We start from the raw sequence: 21786 nt of genomic DNA on the forward strand, positions 1-21786 counted from the left end.
AGATGGTTTGGATCAATCTTATTTTTTTCTGGCATGAAAGAAAATACGTTCACTTTCTTCGTCCGGTGCCTGATCCGAAAAATCGGCCGTAACCGACTCAATGGAAAATCCAGCGGCTTCCAGCCATTTCTTATAAACTTCGACCGGGAAGGTCTGCTGCTCATGGGTTTCTTCAAAGCGTTCGAACAAATCATTGTGGCGAACGAAAAAAGTCATATCATGAATCACGCTGTGCTCCGCTTCACCCGGCTCTGTATGCCAAATATAAGCGATTTCTTCTGCATCGTAGACAAATGGACTGGCCATGTAGACCACATCCACTTTGAACACAGAATGCACATCAAAGAAAAAATGGCCGCCCGTATTTAATGCATCATGAACTTCCTTGAACGTCTGCTGGACCTGCTGGCCGCTCTGCAGATAATTCAGCGAATCGATGGCGATGGTGACAACATCGAATCCGCCAAGTCCCTCCAAGTTGTCCATAGACAATTGAAGCACCGGGATCGCTTGGTTTGCTTCCTGGAAACGTTGATTGGCAACCGTCAGCATGTCTTCTGACAAATCACTGGCGGTCACGTCATAGCCCAATTCAGCAAAAAGCTGTGACAATGTGCCGGTTCCGCACGCCACATCCAGCAACTTGCCGGATGGGACGCAGGACGCGACCCACTCCACATACTTTTCATAAGGAATATCCTCCATCAGTCCATCATAGACTGAGGCAAATTTCCCGTATTTCATATTTCCATTTGCGGAGCTTCTCTCCACAGGCGTTCAAGGTTGTAGTACGAGCGCTCATCTTTATGGAAAACATGTGCCACTACATCGCCAAGATCGACGAGAATCCAGCGTGCAGAATCAAATCCTTCAATGCTTTTCACTTCATGGCCCTCTTCGTGTGCTTTGTCCATGATTGCTCTTGCGATCGACTGAACCTGGCGATCGGAGTTTCCTGTACAGATAACGAAAAAGTCAGCCAACAGCGAAATTCCCTCCATATTCAAGACTACGATATCTTCTGCTTTTTTATCTTCTGCAGCGTTATACGCCACTTGTAGTAAAGTTTCTTTAGTCATTCTTTCACTTTCCCTTTCTGTTGCACGAAGTAGTTGTAGCACTTCAGTGAATCCGGAAATACCGGTTGATTTTTCGATACTAAAAATTCGATGGAATGTTTGACCGAGGCTTCCATCATAACATCCAATCCTTGTTCTTTTAATTGTCGCAATTCTTCAACACCTGAAAACTTGCGGTTGGGTTCGATGAGGTCGGCAATATAGACCACTTTTTCCAAATCGGACATATCCTCGCGGCCTGTCGTATGGTAACGGATGGCGTTAAGGACATCTCTATCTTCCACACCGAATTCGGTTTCCGCCAAATAAGCGCCTACCGGTGCATGCCAAAGCTCCGAATGATACTCAAGCAATAGAGGATCCAGCTTTTCAGAGACGATAATGGACTTCATCCAGTCACGATCCGAAAACTTCGCGACATCGTGAAGAATCGCCGCGATTTCTGCATCGGACTCGGAAACACCAAATTCCCTGGCCAGCTCGATTGCCGTATCCACCACGCCAAGCACATGGGTAAAGCGCTTTTCAGGAAGCCGTTCTTTAACGGTCTCAAGCATTTGGCTGTGATCCATATAAACGCTCCTTTCGAATAAACACTTCCACTTTTTCCGGCACCAAAAAAGTAAGTGGCCGATCAGCAGCAGCGCGTTCTCTCAACATCGTTGATGACAACAGCAATTCAGGCGCGTCGATCATCATGACCGGGTACGGAGTCTCTGTATTATAACCCGGACGCTTGACTCCGATAAAGCGAATCAACTTCACCAGTTCGTCGATGCGATGCCAGGAAGGCAAACCTTCCACCATATCGCCCCCGATGATGAAATAAAATTCTGTATCCGGTTCTTTTTCGGTCAGCTTCGTCAAAGTATCAAAAGAATAGGAAACTCCGCCGCTGTTGATTTCAAACTCTTCCACTCCAAAATGCGGATGGCCTGCAATCGCCAGTTGGGTCATCATTAGCCGCTGCCGTGCACTGGCTCCTGCCACTTCTTTATGGGGCGCAATAAAATTAGGCATAAAGCGCACTTCATCCAATTTGGCTGAATAGTACGCTTCATTGGCCATAATCAGATGGCCGAGATGGGGCGGATTGAAAGTTCCACCCAATATCCCCACTTTTTTCATCTTTTAACCGGCAGCTCAATCTTTTTGTTATGGACCGACTTTTTATAAAGAATCACAGTATGGCCAATCAATTGAACCAATTCTGATTTTGTGCCTTGGGCAAGAGCTTTTGCCACTTCGTCTTTGCCGTCTTCATTGTTTTGAAGAATGCTGATTTTTACCAATTCGCGTTTTTCCAATGCTTCTTTGATCTGCACGAGCATGGTATCGCTGACGCCGCCTTTGCCTACCTGGAAAATCGGATCAAGATGATGTGCTTCGCTTCTCAAAAAGCTTTTTTGTTTAGTTGTTAACATAAGTGCCTCCTAGTTTTTCTGTGATCAATTTGATCATTTTTTCAGTATCAGGCTGTACGCCTGTCCATTTTTCAAATGCAATTGCACCTTGATAGACGAACATGCCGACACCGTTTAATGTAACGCATTTTTTTTCTTCAGCCTTTTTCAGAAAAGGTGTTTCAAGTGGATTATAGATAATATCCGCCACCAAAGTACCGGCATTGACCCTTTCCAGGGAAATCGGCAAAGCTTCGCCCGCGGCCAAACCGACGGATGTGGTTTGAATAATAACTGTAAACTCATTCATGCGCTCTTCGGCCGTTGCAAGTGTTACAGCGGAACCTCTGGTTTCAGCGGCTAATTCCTCTGCACGGCGGAATGTCCGGTTGGTGATCGTGACATCCGTGAATCCTGCGCGCTTTAAGGCAAAAGCGATGCCTCTCGCCGCACCACCAGCTCCGATAAGCAGTACTTTTGATGCTTTATCAACAGGATGGACAAGCATTGACCGAACAAAACCATCGCCATCGGTATTCGAGCCGATATAATGGGTTCCGTCGTAACTCACCGTATTGACGGCATTCATCTGCATGGCGCTTTCTTCCAGCCTGCCAAGAAACGGCACGATGGATTGCTTATGCGGAAGGGTGATATTAAAACCGCTGATGCCCAAAATCTTCATGGCTTCGAACGATTTTTCCAGCTGCGACGGTTCCACATGAATCGGGATATAAGCCGCATCAATGCCGTGTTCCTCGAACCATGTATCGTGCATGAATGGGGATAGGGAATGGGCGATCGGATCACCGATCACCGCGTACCATTTCTTCATCTAAAAACCTCCTAGATCAAAGATGGGCGCAACAGAACTTCTACACCTTTAGGTGCATGGGCAGCAACAACGGCATTGCCATGCTGAATCGTAATCCAGCCAAGCCCGGAAAAGACGATATCGGTCTTTGCATCCTTGATGCTGAACTCATGGCGGACCAATTCCGGAAAGTCATCTTTGTACTCTGCTGAAGGCGGTGCCAGCATATCACCCAGATGCTGCTCATACAAAGCATCTGCATTATCCAGTTTAGTCCTGTGAATCGGCAGGTCGTTGGCGATATGGACCGTAAAGGACGAGCGTTCCCCTTGAATAAAGTCGAAGCGCGCCAATCCGCCAATGAATAGCGTCTGCTCTGCATTCAACTGGAAAACCCGCGGCTTGATTTCTTTTTTAGGCATGATCTGCTTGAGGTCTGCCGTTTGAAGATGATGGGCCAATTGATGATGGTTGATGATGCCTGGTGTATCGAATAATGAACGTTTGTCATCCAATGGAATTTCGATCATATCCAGTGTGGTTCCTGGGAAATGCGAAGTCGTAATGACATCCGCCTGTCCAGTTGCCTGTTTGATGACGCGGTTGATGAAAGTCGATTTGCCGACATTCGTACAGCCGACCACATAGACATCTTTGCCTTTTCGGTATTTCTCTATCGCTTCCATGGCTTCCGCAATTCCAGTTCCTCTATGGGCACTGACCGTCAAAACATCAATTGGCTGCAACCCCAGTTTACGGGCTTCCTGTTTCATCCAATGGATCAATTTATGCTGTTTGACCGATTTCGGCAACAAATCCGCTTTATTGGCAATCAGCAAGATATCGTTGTTTCCGACAAAACGGTGAAGGCCCGGGAGCCAGCTGCCGTTAAAGTCAAAAATATCGACAATCTTCACAATTAATCCATCACGTTCCCCTAATCCGTTTAAAATACGAAGAAAATCGTCATCGGTCAAAGAAACCGGTTGAAGTTCATTGTAATTCTTCAGGCGGAAACAGCGCTGGCAAATAATTTCGTCTTTTTCCAATGAAGACGGCGGAGCGTATCCTACCTCTTCTTTGTTTTCAGTTTGAATCTGTACACCGCATCCGATGCAAGTTGGTATTTCACTCAATTTTCTTCCTCCCACATCAATTGTCCTTTATCTTTCAATCTCTTCATGATTCTGCGTTCGACCCTCCGGTTAAAGCGTGTGAAGAAGCCATCAGACTGAGCCACTGGCAACACCAGGATCGTATGCATTTTGTTCAGATTGCCGCCGAAAATATCCGTCAGCATCTGATCGCCGATCACCACCACCTGCTCGCGCTTTGCTTCCATGATCCGAAGCGCTTTGCGGAAAGCACGCCCCATCGGTTTACGAGCCTGGTGAATAAATGGAATTCCCAAAGGATCCGCGAACGACTTGACGCGCAATTCTTTATTGTTGGAAACGATCACTACCTGGATGCCGGCATCCTTCATCGATTTCAGCCATTCAATCAATTTCGGCGTCGCATCCGGACGATCCCATTCCACAAGGGTATTATCCAAATCCGTGATGATGCCCTTAATATTCTTTTCGATCAATGTTTCCGGCTTGATGTCAAAAACTTCTTTTACATATTGGCTTGGTACAAAATTCTGGTACACTGCAACCCACTCCTGTTTTCCGAACTTAATGCTATTGATTATATCATATTTCCTAACGCTTCTCCCACCTTGATCCGTTGGCCAACGGACATATTTTCGACAAATTTGATGGAATCCTCTTCAAAAAACAGGACAACGGTGGAACCGAAACTAAAATAGCCCACTTCTTCACCTTTTCGCCACTCGCTGCCGTTTTCGGTCAGCTTGATGGAATTAACGAACATGGCACCGACTTTGACCACCAGCATCATGCCGAATGCCGTTTCCAGCTCAGTGATCATGCGGTAATTGCCGCTGATTGGCGCTTTTCCATATTGTAATCCAGCTGCATTGACTGGATACGATTTTTTTCCGAGTACATATTGCTTGTTCACTGTTCCGTCTGCCGGACTGTGGATCCGGTGATAATCAGCAGGGGATAAATACAGCACTGCATACTTACCGGACTGATACCGGTCCGCCAATGCTTTGTCCCCCAGCAGGTCAGCTAAGGAATAGGACTGGCCTTTCACCAGAAACTGGGTACCTTCCCTCATGTCTCCAGCAATTTCGATTTTTCCATCGACGGGCGAAACCACCGGCGCATCAGCAACCGGCCGGCTGTCGGCAGTCAATTTCCGGACAAAAAAGTCATGGAGCGTTGGAAAAGAATCCATGGGCGCTTCGACTTCATCCACTAAGATTTGATAGGCTTTAATATAGCCTGGAATAAACCTGCGGCTGTTTTTGGATTGAGCAAACTGTCGAATCAGATTCGAAGTAAAAGCTCCGTTCGTCAGTTCGATTGAACGCTGGTACAGATATTTTTTCATAGAGAAGCCTCCGTTGCTAAAATAGTCTACCATTTTTTGACCTTTCACAGTATAATAGAGTGAACAAGTTTACAAAAAAGAAGGAGTGTTTTCCATTGTTAATTACAGAAAGAATGGATCACACCATAAAAAAGCTGAGGTCGCAGACCGCTAATACCATCACAATCGGCAATATGCTGTTTGGTGGTGCTTCACTCATGGCCACTTTAAATGGATCTTATAGCTATAGTGTGCTATTTATATTTATTGCGGCTTTTCTGGACCGCTTTGACGGTATGGTGGCAAGAAAGTTCAATCAGGAATCTGATTTAGGCAAACAGCTCGATTCGATGAGCGACATAATATCTTTTGGTGTTGCCCCCGCAATTTTAATTTATCAGCTTGTCTTGTCGGACTTTGGTTTTATCGGAATGGTTTTTACTGTACTTTATATTTCGTGTGGCGGTTTTCGGCTGGCACGTTTCAATATCTCAGACGCTACGGGGTATTTTACCGGTTTGCCGATCACCGCAGCCGGCACGATCATCACCTTATCCTATTTCGGGCTGGCGGTTTTTTCTCCGGTCGTCTACATGTTCCTGTTCGTCATTTGCTCGTTATTGATGGTCAGTACCTTCACCTTAAGAAAAGTATAAAAAAGCTGAGTGACGTTGAGAAAACGTCCTCAGCTTTTTTATTTTGGCCTATGCTGGTTACGAGCTTAAATGCGCGCAGCCAGCTGGCTGATTACATTGAAGACGATTTCCGTTGAATGCTTAGCTGCCATCGGCAGGAACTCATCGAATGACACAGAAGATTCTTTTCCGGCAATATCAGACAAAGCTCGGATGACCACGAATGCTACGTCAAATTGATAGCAGACTTGAGCGACAGCTGCCGCTTCCATTTCAGCAGCTTTCATCGATGGGAAATATTCACGTACTTTTGCAACGCGCTCCGGGTCGTTCATGAACGAATCCCCCGTTGCAATCAGGCCGACCGCGTAATCATGCTCGCCCATTTCCTTAACAGCTTTGACCGCCAGCTCGATCAATTCTTCATTGGAAGTGAAAGCTGCCGGTAATTGAGGAACCTGGCCCATTTCATAGCCGAAGACGGTGACATCCACATCGTGGTGACGGACTTCGTCTGAAATAACCACGGCGCCAACTTCAAGCTCCTCATCAAAACCACCTGCCGAACCGATATTGATGACAATATCCGGCTTGTATTGCTGCAGAAGAATCGTTGTCGACATCGCTGCATTGACCTTGCCGATACCGCTTTTCAGCAAGACGATTTCCTGTCCTTCGTATGTACCCATTGTAAATTCACATTTAGCGATTTCTTCAGTTTGGGGATTTTCCAATCTGCTTCTCAATAATTGAACTTCTTCTTCCATTGCACCAATTACACCGATTTTCATTTTGCCATTCCTCATTTCATAATCAATTTATCTTATCCTTATAAGCGGACGCTTTCCTGCGGAATATCCGCAGCAGAAGAGTCCCTATTATAAATAATTAGTTCAACTTATATATTTTCAATACCCCATTATAGCAAAGAAAAAGACGCCTTTATCAATAGGCGCCTTCCAGCGTTTTTAATACGTCCATCTTCACTGGCTTCCAGCCTTCGCCGTCTACCCATTCCATGTGGACACGGTATTTTTCAGACTCATCTTTAGACTGCACAGTCGCAATTGACTTCTGCGGACCGCCGCCATTTTTGATCATCATGACATACATATTATTGGCATCAAGCCCTGTCGCATAGGAAACAGCGTTGACTTTTTCGTTCCAGTCTGCAGAATCCTTTTGGTAGACAGAGACATGGTCACCTTTTTGCTTTGTGCCAACCGGCTCCCAGCTAGTGTTGATGATGGTTTCTTCCACAATCGGATCGCTTGAGTCTTCACGTGTAATGGTTCCGCCTTTTGTGACAGACCCTTCTTTTTCCTCTTCAGCTTTTTTAGCTTCTTCTGCTTCTTTTTTGGTTTTTTCTTTTTCAGCTTTTTCTGCCGCTTCTTTTTCTTCATCAGACGCTTCAGTATCTTCTTCCGGTTCTTCTTCAGCGCCGGCGCTTTCGCCTTCACTGTCTCCGGAGCCGCTCGTTTGATCTTGAGTTTCAGGTGAAATCGTTACTGCCTCAGGATCTTGAGCCTGATCGTCCCCTCCACTAAACAGCATGGATACTCCTATGATGAGAATCAATGCAAATACCAAGCCGATCATAATATTCAAAATGGAATTTGACCGGTTTTTCTTTTTCTTCAAACGAGAGGGATACGGTTTTTCTTCGTTAGTCATTGGATGTCCCCCTTTCTAAATAGTTTACCATAAATCCAGTATGACAAATTTGACGTTTCAACGATAATTTTGTTTCATTTCCCGTTTCACTTAAAGCCTATTTAATGAGAAACGGCCATCCTTTTTACAGAATGGCCGCTCGATCACGTAATTGAAAGAATCTTGATTTCCATTTCTCCGCCTGGTGTCAACACTTTGACGTTTTCACCGATTGTGCGGCCGATCATGCTTTTTGCAATAGGAGAATCATTTGAAATGCGGCCTTCTAAAGGATCCGCTTCTGCTGATCCAACGATTGTGTAGGATTCTTTATCACCATCTGGAACTTCTATAAATGTAACCGTCGTCCCTAAACGAACGATATCCTTATTTGATTCATTTTCATTAATGATAACCGCATTGCGGATCATAGATTCAAGTGTTGAAATACGCCCTTCTACAAAAGCCTGATCTTCTTTAGCGGAGTCATACTCAGCGTTTTCGGATAAATCACCGAAATCGCGGGCGATTTTAATTCGTTCAACCACTTCTTTGCGTTTGATCGTTTTCAGAAAGTCCAGTTCATCTTCTAACTTCTGCTTTCCTGCAGCTGTCATCGGAAATTGTTTTTCGTTAGCCATTTCTTCCCACTCCTTCAACTGCTGACATGGATGCCTCTGTGCATCCGTCAGTCTGGTCTCATCATATTATAGTTTAGCAATCTATTCAAGAATAGTTTTGATTTTTGTAACCATCAAGTCGATTGCCACTTCGTTCTGGCCGCCTTCGGGAATAATGACATCCGCATAGCGTTTTGTCGGTTCGATAAACTGATTGTGCATCGGACGGACAACGGTCAAGTATTGTTCGATGACGGAATCGATGGTCCGTCCCCGTTCGTTGATGTCGCGCAGCAGACGGCGGATGATGCGCAGATCGCCATCCGTATCGACGAATAATTTGATATCCATCAATTCACGCAAGCGTACATCTTCCAGCACCAAAATCCCTTCCAGAATAATAACGTCTTTTGCTTCAATGAGAACCGTTTCTTCTGCACGCGTGTGCTCGGCATAATTATAGACCGGTTTTTCAATTGGCTGGCGCTCAAGCAAACTGTTGATATGCTCGATCAGCAGATCCGTATCAAATGCCAATGGGTGATCGTAGTTTGTTTCCAGGCGTTCTTCAAAGGCCAAATGGCTTTGGTCTTTATAATAGTAATCCTGTTCGATTACCACCACTGAGTTTTCTTTAAATACTTCATAGATGGAATTCGTTACACTCGTTTTCCCCGAGCCCGAACCCCCTGCGATCCCGATTACGACCGGCCGTTTGTTAGACATGTTGTTTAGCTCCTTGCAAACCTCTTTTTAGTGTATTCATTTTTTCCTGCAGATCATAATGCCGTCTCCCGATGACAATAATTCCGTGTCATAGCAGGGATGATTGAGCATATGCTCTTTAAAGGCCGCCAAGTTGCGGATCATTGTCCGCTTTCTTCTCGGTACTTCCGACAACGGCAAATCTGAAAGTCCATGCATGGCCATATTATCGCAATATATGATTCCGCCTTTTGGCACAAGCTCTTCGTACTTGTCGAAAAAGCGTTCGTATTGTCCTTTTGCTGCATCTATAAAGATGGCGTCATACTTTTTTTTCAGGTCAGCCAAAGACAGCTCCAGCGCATCTGCATGGAAAATGCGTATCCGATCCCCAAATCCCGACTGCGCAATAAACTCAACCGCTTTCCGGTACCTGGGATCATCGCGTTCAACCGTATCTATCGTGCATAACGGCAATGACTCAGCCATTTTAATCGCTGAAAAGCCGATAGCCGATCCAATTTCAAGGATCCTTTCAGGCTGCTGAACTTTTAATAGCTCCACCAGTTCATGTATGCCCTGCTCTTCCATAATCGGTACATGCTGCGCAGCGGCATAAGCTTGAATCGCTTCAAGCGTCGCTGATAATCGTTCATTCACCATACTGAAATGCTCCTTTTCGGCCCAGCAAAAATTACTTCAAATCTTACCATAAAAAGAGAAGGAAAGCGAGGTGCTTCCTTCTCGGTAGTCTTAATTTCCGATATATTCATCCCGGTTGGCCAAATGCTCTTCGTAGGTTTTGGCAAAATGGTTCTCACCTGTCGAATCAGCCAGGAAGTAGAAGTATTCGGTTTCAGCAGGGTCCAGCACTGCTTCGATCGAAGACCCTCCGGCGTTGGCAATGGGCCCTGGCGGCAACCCTTTGTTCTGGTAGGTGCTGTAAGGATGTTCAAATTCATAATCTGTATTGAATAACCGGTCTTTGTGCTCGCCCATTGCATAGATGACTGTCGGGTCCGTTTGCAGCGGCATATCATCATCCAGACGGTTATAAAAGACACTGGCAATGGTCTGGCGGTCTGCCTGCGCGGTTGCTTCTTCTTCCAGCAAGGAAGCGAATGTCAGCAGCCAATGCGGCGATTGATCGAGCTCGTCCAGCACGGTCTGGTACTGCATGACATTGGCCTGCGCCGTATCAAGCATCTGCTCAATCAACAGGGTCAGCGAAGGATCTTCTTCATAAATGGGGTAAGTGGCCGGGAACAGATATCCTTCGAGTGCATAACGGATATCCTCGCCCCGTATTTCATCTGACAATAAATCAGGATATTTGATCATCAGTTCGTCAAGATATGCAGGATCCTGGATCTTCTCCAGGAATTCCTCAGCCGTAAACGAGGTTTTCTCGGCAATGACATTTTCGGCAATTTCCTCCACCGTCAGTCCTTCCGGGACATTGATCGTAAAGAGCGGCTCCCGGTATACTTTACCAGTTTTCAGGCTTTCCGTAATTTCATCCAAGGTCATAGATGACAGCAAGCCGTATGTCCCTGCCTGGAATTCGGACTCGTTGTTTAATTTCACGTAGTATTTATAGATTCGTGCATCTTTGATGACACCGTTCTCTTCAAGCAATGCTGCAATGCTGTCCAGACTTGAACCGATCGGCACTTCAACGGTAATCACTTCTTCTGAATCGGGGTCAACCGGTTCTAGTGCATTGGTGACGTAACTATAGGTTTGAAAGCCTGCGATTCCGATGATGATCAACAAAACCAGCGCGACTATTAATACGATGCGTCGGACGACTCTCACTTCCTTCTTCTTTTCTGTCATGCGTTCGAACATGATCTCTTTTTTTGACTGTTTCTCCACGGGTTCCCCCCCTAGCTTTTCTGTACTGCAGAAGTTGGACTGCTAATGTTCAACTTCTATCAGTATACAAGAAAATCGCACAAAAGAAAAAGACGGAATCAGCAATCAATTCCGTCCTTTCATTTTTAAAGCTCTTCGTTTTCTTCTTCTTCGTCAAGGAACGTGTTCAACATTTCTTCGATCATGTCCCATTCTGCATCAGTTTCAACCGGGAGAAGCTCGCCCCCGCCTACTGTTTCGTCTGAGTTAGCATTTTCAGTGAAAGAAGATGCATGAATTTCGATCTCGCCTTCTTCATCTTCTTCAGCGCCTACCGGGAAATACAAAACGTATGATTTTCCGAAGTCAGCTGATTCAAATGTAAACAATACTTCAAATAATTGTTCGTTGCCGTTTTCATCAACGACTGTAATGTGCTCTTGTCCGTGTTCCATTTGCGTCACCTCATTATTTTTTAAAATCAAGATAGCCCTGCAAAATCATGACTGCTGCCATCTTGTCGATCACTTTTTTGCGATTTTTACGGCTGACATCTGCGGAGATCAACATCTTCTCTGCTGCCGACGTTGTAAGCCGTTCATCCCATAGGACCACCGGTATACTATACGCTTCTTTCAGCAAAGCTGCAAATCTTTCAGATGCTTGAGCGCGCGGTCCGATTGAATTGTTCATGTTTTTCGGGTAACCGACAACCGCTTCGGTCACTTCATATTGCTTGATCAGCTCACCAAGGCGAACCATTCCAAATTCTTCGATCGCTTCATTTATTTTGACGGTTTCGATTCCTTGGGCTGTCCAGCCCATCGGATCGCTGATTGCGACTCCGATTGTTTTCGAACCGACATCAAGTCCCATTATACGCATCATTATTCCTCGTTATTCTTCTTGATGTAGAAATTTACAAGCTCTTCCAGAATTTCATCCCGTTCTATTTTGCGAATCATATTTCGCGCATCCTGATGGCGAGGAATATAAGCCGGATCACCTGATAATAAATATCCGACAATCTGATTGATCGGGTTATAGCCTTTTTCTTCAAGTGCAGCATGGACTTGGAGCATGACTTGCTTTACTTCCTGCTCCATCGACTCATCAGACGAATCGAATTTCATAGTACGATCAAATGAACTCACGACAAGCACCTCGCTTTCGGATTTTAAATAAGAATAATTGCTCCCGCTGTCTATTTTTCATTATAACCGATAGCGCAGATTTATTAAACCTATTTCACTAAGCTGTAAACTGATTGGAGCGCCGACTCCAATTTCCCGGCATCTTTTGCGCCAGCCATCGCCATATCCGGACGGCCTCCGCCTTTTCCGCCGCAAAGTTCTGCAACGTGTTTGACGATTTGCCCTGCATGGTAGTTCCCGCCAGCCAAATCTTTTGTAACGCCAGCAGCCAGCATGACTTTGTCTCCATCTGTTGCGCCGAGAACGATGACCGCTTTGTCGATTTTCGTTTTCAGGTCGTCCATCATCTGGCGCAGCTGGTTATTGTCTTTCGCTTCCACTTTGACGGATAAGACTGTAATATCGCCGACTTTCTGCGCGCTATCCAGAATATCGTCAGATTGTGCATTGGATATTTTTGCAAGCAACGACTCGTTTTCACGCTGCAGCGATTTCATTTCCGCTTGGACAGACTGGACTTTTTGGACGATGTCTTTTGGAGAAGACTTCAGAAGCCCTGAAGCCTGTTCCAAAATCTGTTCGCTGTCTTTGAGGCTGTCGTATGCGCCTTTGCCAGTCACTGCTTCGATTCTGCGGATGCCGGCACCGATGCCGCCTTCAGAAACGATTTTAAACAAACCGATTTCAGAAGTATTGGCCACGTGGACGCCGCCACATAACTCCAGTGAATAGCCCCCGACTTCAACAACACGGACAACATCGCCGTATTTCTCGCCGAACAATGCCATCGCACCTCTTTCTTTTGCTTCCTGAAGATTGTGGTAGCCGGTTTGGACTGCAATGCCGTCCCATACTTTCTCGTTGACAATCCCCTCGATCGTCTCCAGTTCTTCTTTGGTCACCTGGCCAAAATGCGAGAAGTCAAAACGCAGACGGTCTGGACCTACGTACGATCCTGCCTGGTTGACATGTGTACCCAGAATATCTTTTAACGCTTGATGCAGCAAATGTGTCGCAGTGTGGTTTTTCACTGTGTGGCGGCGTTCAGACGCATCCACCTGTGCATGGACGGCCGATTTCGTCAATTCCCCGGTCTCCACGCGCACAGAATGCAGGTTCTGGCCGTTTGGCGCTTTTTTGACATCCAATACTGCCGCTTGCACCAAATCGTTGCGCAAGGTTCCGTGGTCTGCAATCTGCCCGCCGCTTTCCGCGTAGAATGGCGTCTGATCCAGGATAACCTGAACTTCTTCGCCTTCGTGCGCGCTGTCTGCCAGTTCGCCGTCTTTGATGATGAACAGCACATCGGCATCCGATACCGTTTGGCTATAACCGATAAATTCGCTGGCTTCTTTGATATTGCCCAGTACTTCGGATTGGGTCTGCATCGAATTGACATTCTGGCGCGCTTTTCTTGCACGGTCACGTTGAGCCTGCATCGCTGCCCCAAACCCTTCGTGGTCGATCGTCATGCCTTCTTCTTCCGCGTATTCCTCTGTCAGCTCAACCGGAAAACCGTATGTGTCATACAGGCGGAATGCATCTTCACCCGGAATTTGTGAATGTCCAGCCGCTTTTTGCTTTTCAATGACCGATGATAAAATTGCCAATCCGTCGTGAAGGGTTTCGTGGAAACGTTCTTCTTCGAGTTTCATGACACGGACAATAAAGTCCTGCTTGTCGTTCACTTCCGGATAGAAGCTTTTCATGATATCGCCGACAACCGGAACCAATTCAAACAGGAACGGTTTCTCGACGCCCAGTTTTTTCGCATAGCGGACAGCCCGGCGCAACAGGCGGCGCAATACGTAGCCGCGGCCTTCATTCGACGGCAACGCTCCGTCACCGATCGCAAATGCCACGGTGCGGATATGGTCGGCAATCACTTTGAAAGCCATGTCCATATTGGCATCTTCACCGTATTTCTTGCCGGAAATCTCTTCGGTTTTCCGGATGATCGGCACGAACAGATCGGTATCGTAGTTGGTCGGTACGTCCTGAACGACAGAAGCTATGCGCTCCAAGCCCATTCCCGTATCGATATTCTGTTTCGGCAGCGGCGTATAAGTATGGTCCGGATTGTGGTTGAATTGCGAAAAGACCAGGTTCCAGATTTCCAGGTAACGGTCATTTTCACCGCCCGGATACAATTCAGGATCGTTCAAGTCGTTGCCGTAGCTTTCGCCGCGATCATAGAAGATTTCAGAGTTGGGTCCGCTTGGCCCTTCGCCGATGTCCCAGAAGTTGCCTTCCAGGCGGATGATGCGTTCAGCCGGCACGCCGACTTCGTTCAACCAAATGCCATAAGCTTCTTCGTCTTCCGGATGGATGGTCACCGATAATTTCTCAGCATCAAAGCCGATCCATTTGTCGTCAGTCAAAAATTCCCATGCCCAGTGGATCGCTTCCGTCTTGAAGTATTCACCAATGGAAAAATTGCCGAGCATTTCAAAGAACGTATGGTGGCGTGCTGTTTTGCCGACATTTTCAATATCATTTGTGCGGATCGATTTTTGTGCGTTGACGATCCGCGGGTTTTTAGGAATGACACGGCCATCAAAATACTTCTTCAAGGTGGCCACGCCGCTGTTGATCCACAATAAAGACGGATCTTCAAAAGGCACAAGCGGGGCACTCGGCTCCTGGTCATGGCCTTTCTCTTTAAAGAAATCGAGATATAATTGTCTGATGTCTTCAGCTTTTAAATTTTTCATCTGTTTTTCCTCCTCTGCATAATAAAAAGCCTCCATCCCAAAAAAGGGACGAAGGCTTTAATTCGCGGTACCACCCTAGTTACACGGACCATGAAGCTCCGTGTCTCTCGAACACCTTAACGCGGTTCAACGGCAGGGATTAGCTGCACTCCAGAGTAGCTTTCTAAAATCAGATCTCGTCGGGGCCTTTCAGCCTGGGGCCCTGTTTCTGTCCGGATGCGATTTTATACTGTCTCCATCAATGTGTTTGTCTATCAGTCTAATTTGAATTATAGAAAAAGCTTTGGATGATGTCAATAGTGGGACTTTTTTATTGTGTCCGTGTTCAGTTCACATGGTGTGTGGTTATTCCACAAAACAACTTCGCTTTCCTACGGGCTTGCGCCGAACTAACTCGGGCTAAACGCCCGAGTGGATTTCGGCACTTCGCTATCCCGCGGGAGTCTCAGCTGTTTTGCTCCATAACCTATAAGTGCCATGTTAATAATAAAACTCATCTTCCTCTTAAATCTTTTCAAATCAGCTAGTCAACTATCTTTTAATTTTACTACTTCTGTTTTGCATTACCTTTAAAGAAAAACTGGAAGGCGGCGACTCCTGCGGGAGCAGTGATGGAGCAAAGCGACAGAGCGACATGAGCCGGAGCCACTGGACTGAGCAGAGCGAGGGAAGCGGCAGAGGCCATGCCCGCGGAAAGCGTCCGCCTGGAGCTATTTCTTAAGCTCAACAATAAATTCTAAAGTGCCTTTAACAAATCAAGCTTCCATAAACTTCTGTGGTGTGATGCCTTCCATGCCGATCATCGGGTGGATGGCGTGGACATTTTCATTTGTTAGGCTGACGGGTCCGCTTTGTTTGGCTTCGGCTTTTTGTTTCGTCTGCTGTTCGGTTTTCGGTTCTTCCGCCGCCACTGCCAGCCGGTTTTTTAAGGTGGTCATCCGCTGCGCGTCGTCCGTGCGTTCAACGCCGTAGCGGAAAACGCTCGGGTCGCCGCACAGGATGAGAAAATCCTTGCTTCGCGTGATGCCGGTGTAAAGCAGGTTGCGCCGCAGCATCTTCATATAGCCACGGACGACCGGCATGATGACGGTCGAGAATTCAGAGCCCTGTGATTTATGGATCGAGCAGCAATAGGCCAGCGTCAGCTGGTTCAGGTCGCTGCGTTCATAGGTCACTTCAATGCCGTCAAAAGATGCCACCAGCATGTCCTGTTTTTCGACGGTTTCTTTCGCCTTGAGAATTGCCACAACTTCGCCCATATCGCCGTTAAAGACATTGCTTTCCGGCTGGTTGACAAGCTGCAGGATTTTGTCGCCGATGCGGTAGGTGATGTCGCCGAACACCAGCTCTTTGCGTTTGCCTTCCGGATTCGGATTGACCATTTCCTGAATCAACCGGTTCAAGGCATCGATCCCTGCCGGACCTTTGTACATTGGCGCCAGCACCTGGATATCCTTGATCGAATGGCCTTTTGACAAGGCACTCTTCACTACTTTTTCAACTACGGATGGAATTTGATCGATTCCCGCTTTGATGAATGAACGGTCTGCCGTTTTTACGGTGATGTCTTCCGGCAATTGGCCGCTTTTCATTTGATGGGCCAGCTCGATGATTGAAGAGCCGGAGGACTGCCGGTAAATATCGGTCAATTCCACAGTCGGGATCCGTTTTGATTCGAGCAGATCCCGCAGCACTTGGCCAGGTCCGACCGGCGGCAATTGGTCCTGGTCCCCAACGAAAATCAGCTGGGCATCTTCCGGCACTGCTTTCAGCAACTGATGCGCAAGCCAGGTGTCGACCATCGACATTTCATCGATGATGATCAATTTGCCTTCGATTTCCTTTTCGGTTTCTTCGTCTTTTTCCTGTCCGTTAAAGCCAAGCAGCCGGTGAATGGTCATCGCCGGCAAATCGGTTGATTCGCTCAGACGCTTGGCTGCCCGCCCTGTCGGTGCTGCCAGGATGATCGGAAATGGCTCTTTTTTCTTGGCGTATTCTTTCGGATCCAGCGACAAGCCGTGCAGCTCCGCATAGATTTCAACGAGTCCGCGGACCACGGTAGTCTTCCCGGTACCCGGTCCGCCGGTCAGGATCATGACAGAGGAATTGATGCTGCTTTCAATGGCGTCAATCTGCGTTTCCGCATAGCTGACTCCGAGCCGCTCTTCTGCCTCGCCGAGCGCTTTGCGGACCTCCGAACTCGGAAACTTCGTGCGGGTTTCCTGTTCAGCAAGCAGCGTTTCCAGCTTGGTGGCTATACCGACTTCCGAATAATACAGCGAGGGCAAATAAAGGCGAGTTTCTTCGCCCACCACTTTGCCTTCTTCATTTAATTCGATAGCGGCTTTGGAAATCGCCTCAATCGGAATGTCGCCCTGCTGGCGCGCTTCAAGCATCCCTTTGACCATGGGGATCAAGGTCTTGGCATCTACATAAACATGGCCTTCAGACAGCGAGGCCTGATTGAGGATGTGCAGGATCGATGCTTTGATGCGGTCCGGATGGCTGCCGGTGATGCCGAGCTTCAATCCCAGTTCATCGGCACGCTGGAAGCCGATCCCTTCGATTTCCTCGATCAGCTGGAACGGATTTTTCGTCAGGATATCAATGGTTTCCTCGCGATATGCCTGGTAGATTCGCATGCCGACCTGCGGACCAAAACCCCAGTCGTTGAGCTGAATCATGACACGCTCAAGGCCGAGGTTCATCTGAAGCGTTGCACGGATGGTATCTTTTTTATCATCCGACAGACGCGGTACTTTATCCAGTGCATCCGGATTTTCCAAAATCTTCTTGATGGCCTCTTTGCCGAGTTTTTTGACAATTGTTTCCGCAGTTTTCTGGCCAATGCCGTCGAACATGTCACTTGACAAATAATGGATAATTCCTTGTTCGGTTTCCGGCACTTCCTTAGAGAAGGTCTCTACCTGAAACTGAACGCCGTAGCGCGGGTGGTTTTTCACCACGCCGGTAAAGCGGTATTGCTCTTCAAGCGACAACAATGGAAAATAGCCTGACACAATAATTTCTTTTTCAGTATATGGGGTATTGGTTTCCTGGATTTTCACTTTCGCGATGGAGAATAAATTTTGGGGATTGTGAAAAATCGAGACGACAGGACGCCCTAATACAAACTGCTTTTCTTCTTGAAACAAATCGATTTGTCCGGTCATTTCTGTCGTCTCCCTTTCACGTGGCTATTCCAGTGTCGTTGCGATCATATCGTAGGCGTAGCGCGCCATTTCATTTTGTTCATCAAGTGTAAAAGCCTGTTTCAAGTGATGCATGGCATCTTCTGTGCGGTTTGTGGAAACCGCATAAAGAACACCCAGATTATAATGGGCGTCCGAATGATTCGGATCTCTTTCGAGCACCTGCAGAAATTGCGGTTCTGCCAGTTCGAACAATTCCATGGATGCCAACGTAATGCCATAGCTCAGGCGGGCCTGGACATCGTTTTCATCAAGTTCCACTGCACGCTGCAGGTAAGGCAGCGCCAATTTGGGCTTATCCAGCTTTTCAAAGCATTTGCCGACCATGAAATGCGCATCTGCGCCTTCCAGTTCATATTGCAAGGCTTTTTCGTATAGCTTTAATGCTTCCGCATAGCGCTCTGAATTGAAATACAGATTGGCCAGGCCGTAAAAGGCCGTCGCTGATGTTTCATCCAGCACAATGGCTTTTTGGAAAAACCGCTCTGCACGGTCGATTTCGTCCATGGAAGTCAGCACGTGGCCAAAATTGATATAGCCAAGCGGATCTTCCGGCTGTTCTTCGATGGCTTGTGTGAAAGCCTTGATCGCTTCTTCGGTGTTGCCTTCCTGTAATGCCTGTATGCCGATTTCGTTGTAATTCATTGTTGTCTCTCCCATTAGCCTACATATTCCAGACGTGCGCCATTTTTAAAGACGCGGTCGATGGTTCCGCCACCCAAACATTCTTCACCGTCATAAAAGACGACTGCCTGGCCGGGTGTGATTGCGCGAACCGGTTCTGCAAAGGTCACGATGGCTCTTTCGCCTTTAAATTCCACAGTCACGCCCACGTCCTGCTGGCGGTAGCGGAATTTCGCCGTGCACTCCAAAATGCCGGTTGGTGCTGTGTTTGACGTAAAGCTTAAGTTTACCGCAGTCAGACTATCCGAGAACAATGCATCGTGATGGATATTTTGTCCAACGTATAAAACGTTCTTTTTCAAGTCTTTGCCGATCACAAACCACGGGTCGCCGGCGCCGCCGATGCCAAGGCCCTGGCGTTGGCCGATTGTGTAATACATCAGCCCGTCATGGTTGCCCATTTTGACGCCTTCCAAAGTTTCCATCCCGCCAGGCTGCGCTGGCAGGTATTGTCCCAGAAATTCCTTGAAATTGCGTTCGCCAATAAAACAGATGCCGGTGGAATCTTTTTTCGTTGCTGTTGCAAGACCGGCTTCCAATGCGATTTCACGGACTTTTTTCTTTTCCATGTGGCCGATCGGGAACATCACTTTAGACAATTGGCTTTGATCCAACTGGTTCAGGAAATAGGTTTGATCTTTGTTATTGTCTTTGCCGCGCAACATTTTCGTTTCTCCGTTTTCCGCTTGCTCCACCTGTGCATAATGGCCGGTCGCCAAATAATCCGCACCCAGGCTCAAAGCATGCTCCAGGAATGCCTTGAATTTGATTTCCTTGTTGCACATGACATCCGGGTTCGGCGTGCGGCCCGCTTTGTATTCTTCCAGGAAATATGTGAAGACTTTGTCCCAATATTGCTTCTCGAAATTCACGGCGTAATACGGAATGCCGATCTGGTTGCAGACGCGTATGACGTCTTCGTAATCTTCCGTCGCCGTGCAGACGCCGTTTTCATCGGTGTCATCCCAGTTTTTCATGAAGATGCCGATAACATCATAGCCCTGTTCTTTCAATAAATAAGCGGCAACCGAAGAGTCGACCCCTCCGGACATGCCGACGACAACGCGTGTATTTTGTAGTGATTTTGCAGTCATTTTTTCTCACCTTTTCATTTTAACGCCAAACGCTGGCTGATTTGCGCTGTCTTATCGGCAGCTTGTTCAATATCCTCAGACGTCAATCCGATGCCGAAACTGAAGCGGATGGAATTGCGGATTTCAGCCGCCTGTTCACCATACATGGCAACAAGCACATGGGAAGGATCAATCGAACCTGCTGTACAGGCAGATCCGCTGGAAGCTGAAATTCCCGCCAAATCCAAATTGACCAGAAACGACTCGATTTCAATGCCCAGGATGCTGAGATTTAAAATATGAGGCATTTGATTGCTGCCGTTTTCCTTATAGTCGACGCCCTTTTTGTCCAAGGCCGATTTAAAGATGGTTTTGTATTGTTCGAAAGCCGCTGTTTTTTCTTCCATCGTTGAAAGTGAAATCTCCACAGCCTTGGCAAATGCAGAAACAGCCGGTACATTTTCCGTTCCTGCACGGCGTTTGCGTTCCTGTTCTCCCCCGTACATTAACGGCATCAATGCCGTTCCTTTGCGCTGGTATAGAAACCCGATGCCTTTGGGGCCATTGAGTTTATGTGCGGAAACCGACAGCAAGTCGACGTTCAGGCGGTCGACATCGATCGGCAAAACACCGTATGCCTGAACAGCATCGGTATGGAAGGTGACATCTGTCCCTTTCAGCAGCTCGCCGATTTCAGCGATAGGCTGGATCGTGCCGACTTCGTTGTTGCCCAACATGACCGACACTAGAATTGTATCGTCACGCAGCGCATTTTTCACGTCTTCTGCTCGCACGCGGCCATTTTCGCCAACCGGCAAATACGTCACGTCGTAGCCTTCACGCTCCAGCTTTGCACAGGCATGCAGCACGGCATGATGTTCGATCACCGTTGTAATGATATGCCGACCCATTTTTTTGGCAGCTGTACCGAAGATCGCCAAATTGTCCGCTTCCGTTCCGCCACTCGTGAAAATGATTTCATTGTCATCGGCATGGACGCTCGCTGCCAGCAATTTGCGGGCATCATCAAGCGCTTTACGCGCAGCTCTTCCGGTTCCGTGAATGCTTGATGGATTGCCATAGACCGTACCAAGCGCCTCGGAAAAAGCCGAAACGACTTCCGGATGCATCGGTGACGTCGCCGCATGGTCTAAATAAATTTGATTCATGATGAGTTAACTCCCTTATATATAATACATATAATTTTCTGTTTCACCGTTATTGGCATTCGCCAAATCTTCAATGGTGGTTGTGTCGAGGACATTTTTCACCGCATCGCGGATGCGTACCCATAGCTCACGCTGAGGCTGCTTTTCGTCTTCGATTCCTTCGACCGGCTGGATTGGGCCTTCCAGGACTCGGATCACGTCTCCTGCAGAAATTTCTTTCGGATGGCGCGTCAGCATATAGCCGCCATATGCTCCACGGACACTTTTGACAAGACCCGAGTTGCGGAGTGGCCCCACCAGCTGCTCCAGGTAAGCTTCAGACAAATCATTTTCTGCCGCGATTTTACGAAGCGGCACTGGGCCTTCTCCGTATAGTTTTCCTAATTCGATCATAATTGTCAGACCGTAACGGCCTTTGGTTGATATTTTCATCATTACACCTCTAAGTTTAATAAATTTAACGAAAAATCTTTCTGTTTAAAAATAAAGAAATCGCTCCAGGCAGACACTTTCCAAGAGATGAACAAAAGGTAGTTTGGGGCATCTCTTTGTGACGAAGCTAGCGCAGC

At 47.2% G+C, this 21786-nt stretch carries 24 protein-coding genes, 1 pseudogene and 1 other annotated feature; of the genes and pseudogenes, 1 reads left to right on the forward strand and 24 read right to left on the reverse strand.

Annotated features, from left to right (window positions below; genetic code table 11):
• Positions 1 to 18: 18 nt before the first annotated feature.
• From J7I83_RS00680 to J7I83_RS00720, 9 genes are read right to left on the reverse strand one after another with little or no spacing between them, the layout of a single operon-like run.
• A complete protein-coding gene (locus J7I83_RS00680; RefSeq protein ID WP_215098762.1) occupies positions 19 to 744 on the reverse strand; it encodes a class I SAM-dependent DNA methyltransferase in 726 nt (241 codons plus the stop codon).
• A complete protein-coding gene (rsfS, locus tag J7I83_RS00685; RefSeq protein ID WP_215098763.1) occupies positions 741 to 1079 on the reverse strand; it encodes a ribosome silencing factor in 339 nt (112 codons plus the stop codon). Before rsfS ends, J7I83_RS00680 begins: the two co-directional genes overlap by 4 nt.
• Positions 1076 to 1651 (reverse strand): bis(5'-nucleosyl)-tetraphosphatase (symmetrical) YqeK, encoded by a 576-nt coding sequence (gene yqeK, locus J7I83_RS00690; RefSeq protein ID WP_215098764.1) that lies wholly within the window; start codon positions 1649 to 1651, stop codon positions 1076 to 1078. Before yqeK ends, rsfS begins: the two co-directional genes overlap by 4 nt.
• Positions 1629 to 2207 carry a nicotinate-nucleotide adenylyltransferase gene (locus J7I83_RS00695; protein ID WP_215098765.1) on the reverse strand — a complete coding sequence of 193 codons (579 nt, stop codon included), beginning with the start codon at positions 2205 to 2207 and terminating at the stop codon, positions 1629 to 1631. Before J7I83_RS00695 ends, yqeK begins: the two co-directional genes overlap by 23 nt.
• Positions 2204 to 2503 carry a ribosome assembly RNA-binding protein YhbY gene (yhbY, locus tag J7I83_RS00700; RefSeq protein WP_215098766.1) on the reverse strand — a complete coding sequence of 100 codons (300 nt, stop codon included), beginning with the start codon at positions 2501 to 2503 and terminating at the stop codon, positions 2204 to 2206. The genes J7I83_RS00695 and yhbY overlap by 4 nt, the downstream gene beginning before the upstream one ends.
• The gene (gene aroE, locus J7I83_RS00705; protein ID WP_215098767.1) at positions 2490 to 3317 is read right to left on the reverse strand and encodes a shikimate dehydrogenase; all 828 of its coding nucleotides are present in this window, start codon (positions 3315 to 3317) and stop codon (positions 2490 to 2492) included. Before aroE ends, yhbY begins: the two co-directional genes overlap by 14 nt.
• Before the next feature lie 11 nt (positions 3318 to 3328).
• A complete protein-coding gene (gene yqeH / locus J7I83_RS00710; protein ID WP_215098768.1) occupies positions 3329 to 4432 on the reverse strand; it encodes a ribosome biogenesis GTPase YqeH in 1104 nt (367 codons plus the stop codon).
• Positions 4429 to 4950, reverse strand: a complete 522-nt coding sequence (locus J7I83_RS00715) for a YqeG family HAD IIIA-type phosphatase (protein ID WP_215098769.1) — start codon at positions 4948 to 4950, stop codon at positions 4429 to 4431. The genes yqeH and J7I83_RS00715 overlap by 4 nt, the downstream gene beginning before the upstream one ends.
• A 38-nt stretch (positions 4951 to 4988) precedes the next feature.
• Positions 4989 to 5762, reverse strand: coding sequence for a phosphatidylserine decarboxylase (locus J7I83_RS00720; RefSeq protein ID WP_215098770.1), 774 nt, complete (start codon positions 5760 to 5762; stop codon positions 4989 to 4991).
• Between the two features lie 95 nt (positions 5763 to 5857).
• Between J7I83_RS00720 and pssA the strand changes: the two genes are divergently transcribed.
• Positions 5858 to 6397 (forward strand): CDP-diacylglycerol--serine O-phosphatidyltransferase, encoded by a 540-nt coding sequence (gene pssA / locus J7I83_RS00725; RefSeq protein WP_215098771.1) that lies wholly within the window; start codon positions 5858 to 5860, stop codon positions 6395 to 6397.
• 65 nt (positions 6398 to 6462) lie between these two features.
• On the opposite strand, the gene mtnN is transcribed toward pssA, so the two are convergent.
• The 15 genes and pseudogenes from mtnN to cymR all read right to left on the reverse strand — a co-directional run bounded on the left by mtnN (position 6463) and on the right by cymR (position 21649).
• On the reverse strand, positions 6463 to 7167 hold the full coding sequence (gene mtnN, locus J7I83_RS00730; RefSeq protein ID WP_215098772.1) for a 5'-methylthioadenosine/S-adenosylhomocysteine nucleosidase: 705 nt from the start codon (positions 7165 to 7167) through the stop codon (positions 6463 to 6465).
• A gap of 154 nt (positions 7168 to 7321) precedes the next feature.
• Complete coding sequence (locus J7I83_RS00735; protein WP_215098773.1) at positions 7322 to 8050, reverse strand: DUF1510 family protein; 729 nt, start codon at positions 8048 to 8050, stop codon at positions 7322 to 7324.
• A 143-nt stretch (positions 8051 to 8193) separates the two neighbouring features.
• Complete coding sequence (greA, locus tag J7I83_RS00740) at positions 8194 to 8670, reverse strand: transcription elongation factor GreA (RefSeq protein ID WP_215098774.1); 477 nt, start codon at positions 8668 to 8670, stop codon at positions 8194 to 8196.
• 81 nt (positions 8671 to 8751) lie between these two features.
• A pseudogene (gene udk, locus J7I83_RS00745) lies at positions 8752 to 9384 on the reverse strand (uridine kinase); the annotation flags it as partial.
• Positions 9385 to 9411: 27 nt separating this feature from the next.
• Positions 9412 to 10017 (reverse strand): O-methyltransferase, encoded by a 606-nt coding sequence (locus J7I83_RS00750; protein ID WP_215098776.1) that lies wholly within the window; start codon positions 10015 to 10017, stop codon positions 9412 to 9414.
• 90 nt (positions 10018 to 10107) lie between these two features.
• Positions 10108 to 11232 carry an endolytic transglycosylase MltG gene (gene mltG, locus J7I83_RS00755; protein ID WP_215098777.1) on the reverse strand — a complete coding sequence of 375 codons (1125 nt, stop codon included), beginning with the start codon at positions 11230 to 11232 and terminating at the stop codon, positions 10108 to 10110.
• A gap of 125 nt (positions 11233 to 11357) precedes the next feature.
• Positions 11358 to 11666: a DUF1292 domain-containing protein gene (locus J7I83_RS00760; protein ID WP_215098778.1), complete on the reverse strand. Its 309-nt coding sequence runs from the start codon at positions 11664 to 11666 to the stop codon at positions 11358 to 11360.
• Between the two features lie 13 nt (positions 11667 to 11679).
• Entirely contained in the window at positions 11680 to 12096 is a 417-nt protein-coding gene (ruvX, locus tag J7I83_RS00765; protein ID WP_215098779.1) for a Holliday junction resolvase RuvX, read from the reverse strand.
• 2 nt (positions 12097 to 12098) lie between these two features.
• The gene (locus J7I83_RS00770) at positions 12099 to 12365 is read right to left on the reverse strand and encodes an IreB family regulatory phosphoprotein (RefSeq protein WP_215098780.1); all 267 of its coding nucleotides are present in this window, start codon (positions 12363 to 12365) and stop codon (positions 12099 to 12101) included.
• An 89-nt stretch (positions 12366 to 12454) separates the two neighbouring features.
• The gene (gene alaS / locus J7I83_RS00775; protein WP_215098781.1) at positions 12455 to 15079 is read right to left on the reverse strand and encodes an alanine--tRNA ligase; all 2625 of its coding nucleotides are present in this window, start codon (positions 15077 to 15079) and stop codon (positions 12455 to 12457) included.
• Positions 15080 to 15120: 41 nt separating this feature from the next.
• Positions 15121 to 15330: a binding site (T-box leader), on the reverse strand.
• Between the two features lie 504 nt (positions 15331 to 15834).
• Positions 15835 to 18252, reverse strand: a complete 2418-nt coding sequence (recD2, locus tag J7I83_RS00780; RefSeq protein WP_215098782.1) for an SF1B family DNA helicase RecD2 — start codon at positions 18250 to 18252, stop codon at positions 15835 to 15837.
• 24 nt (positions 18253 to 18276) lie between these two features.
• Entirely contained in the window at positions 18277 to 18936 is a 660-nt protein-coding gene (locus J7I83_RS00785) for a tetratricopeptide repeat protein (protein WP_215098783.1), read from the reverse strand.
• A gap of 14 nt (positions 18937 to 18950) precedes the next feature.
• On the reverse strand, positions 18951 to 20069 hold the full coding sequence (mnmA, locus tag J7I83_RS00790; protein ID WP_215098784.1) for a tRNA 2-thiouridine(34) synthase MnmA: 1119 nt from the start codon (positions 20067 to 20069) through the stop codon (positions 18951 to 18953).
• A gap of 14 nt (positions 20070 to 20083) precedes the next feature.
• Positions 20084 to 21217: a cysteine desulfurase family protein gene (locus J7I83_RS00795; protein WP_215098785.1), complete on the reverse strand. Its 1134-nt coding sequence runs from the start codon at positions 21215 to 21217 to the stop codon at positions 20084 to 20086.
• A gap of 15 nt (positions 21218 to 21232) precedes the next feature.
• Positions 21233 to 21649, reverse strand: a complete 417-nt coding sequence (cymR, locus tag J7I83_RS00800) for a cysteine metabolism transcriptional regulator CymR (RefSeq protein WP_215098786.1) — start codon at positions 21647 to 21649, stop codon at positions 21233 to 21235.
• Positions 21650 to 21786 lie beyond the last annotated feature (137 nt).

Source organism: Planococcus sp. ISL-110 (assembly GCF_018613575.1).
Taxonomy (GTDB): Bacteria; Bacillota; Bacilli; order Bacillales_A; family Planococcaceae; genus Planococcus.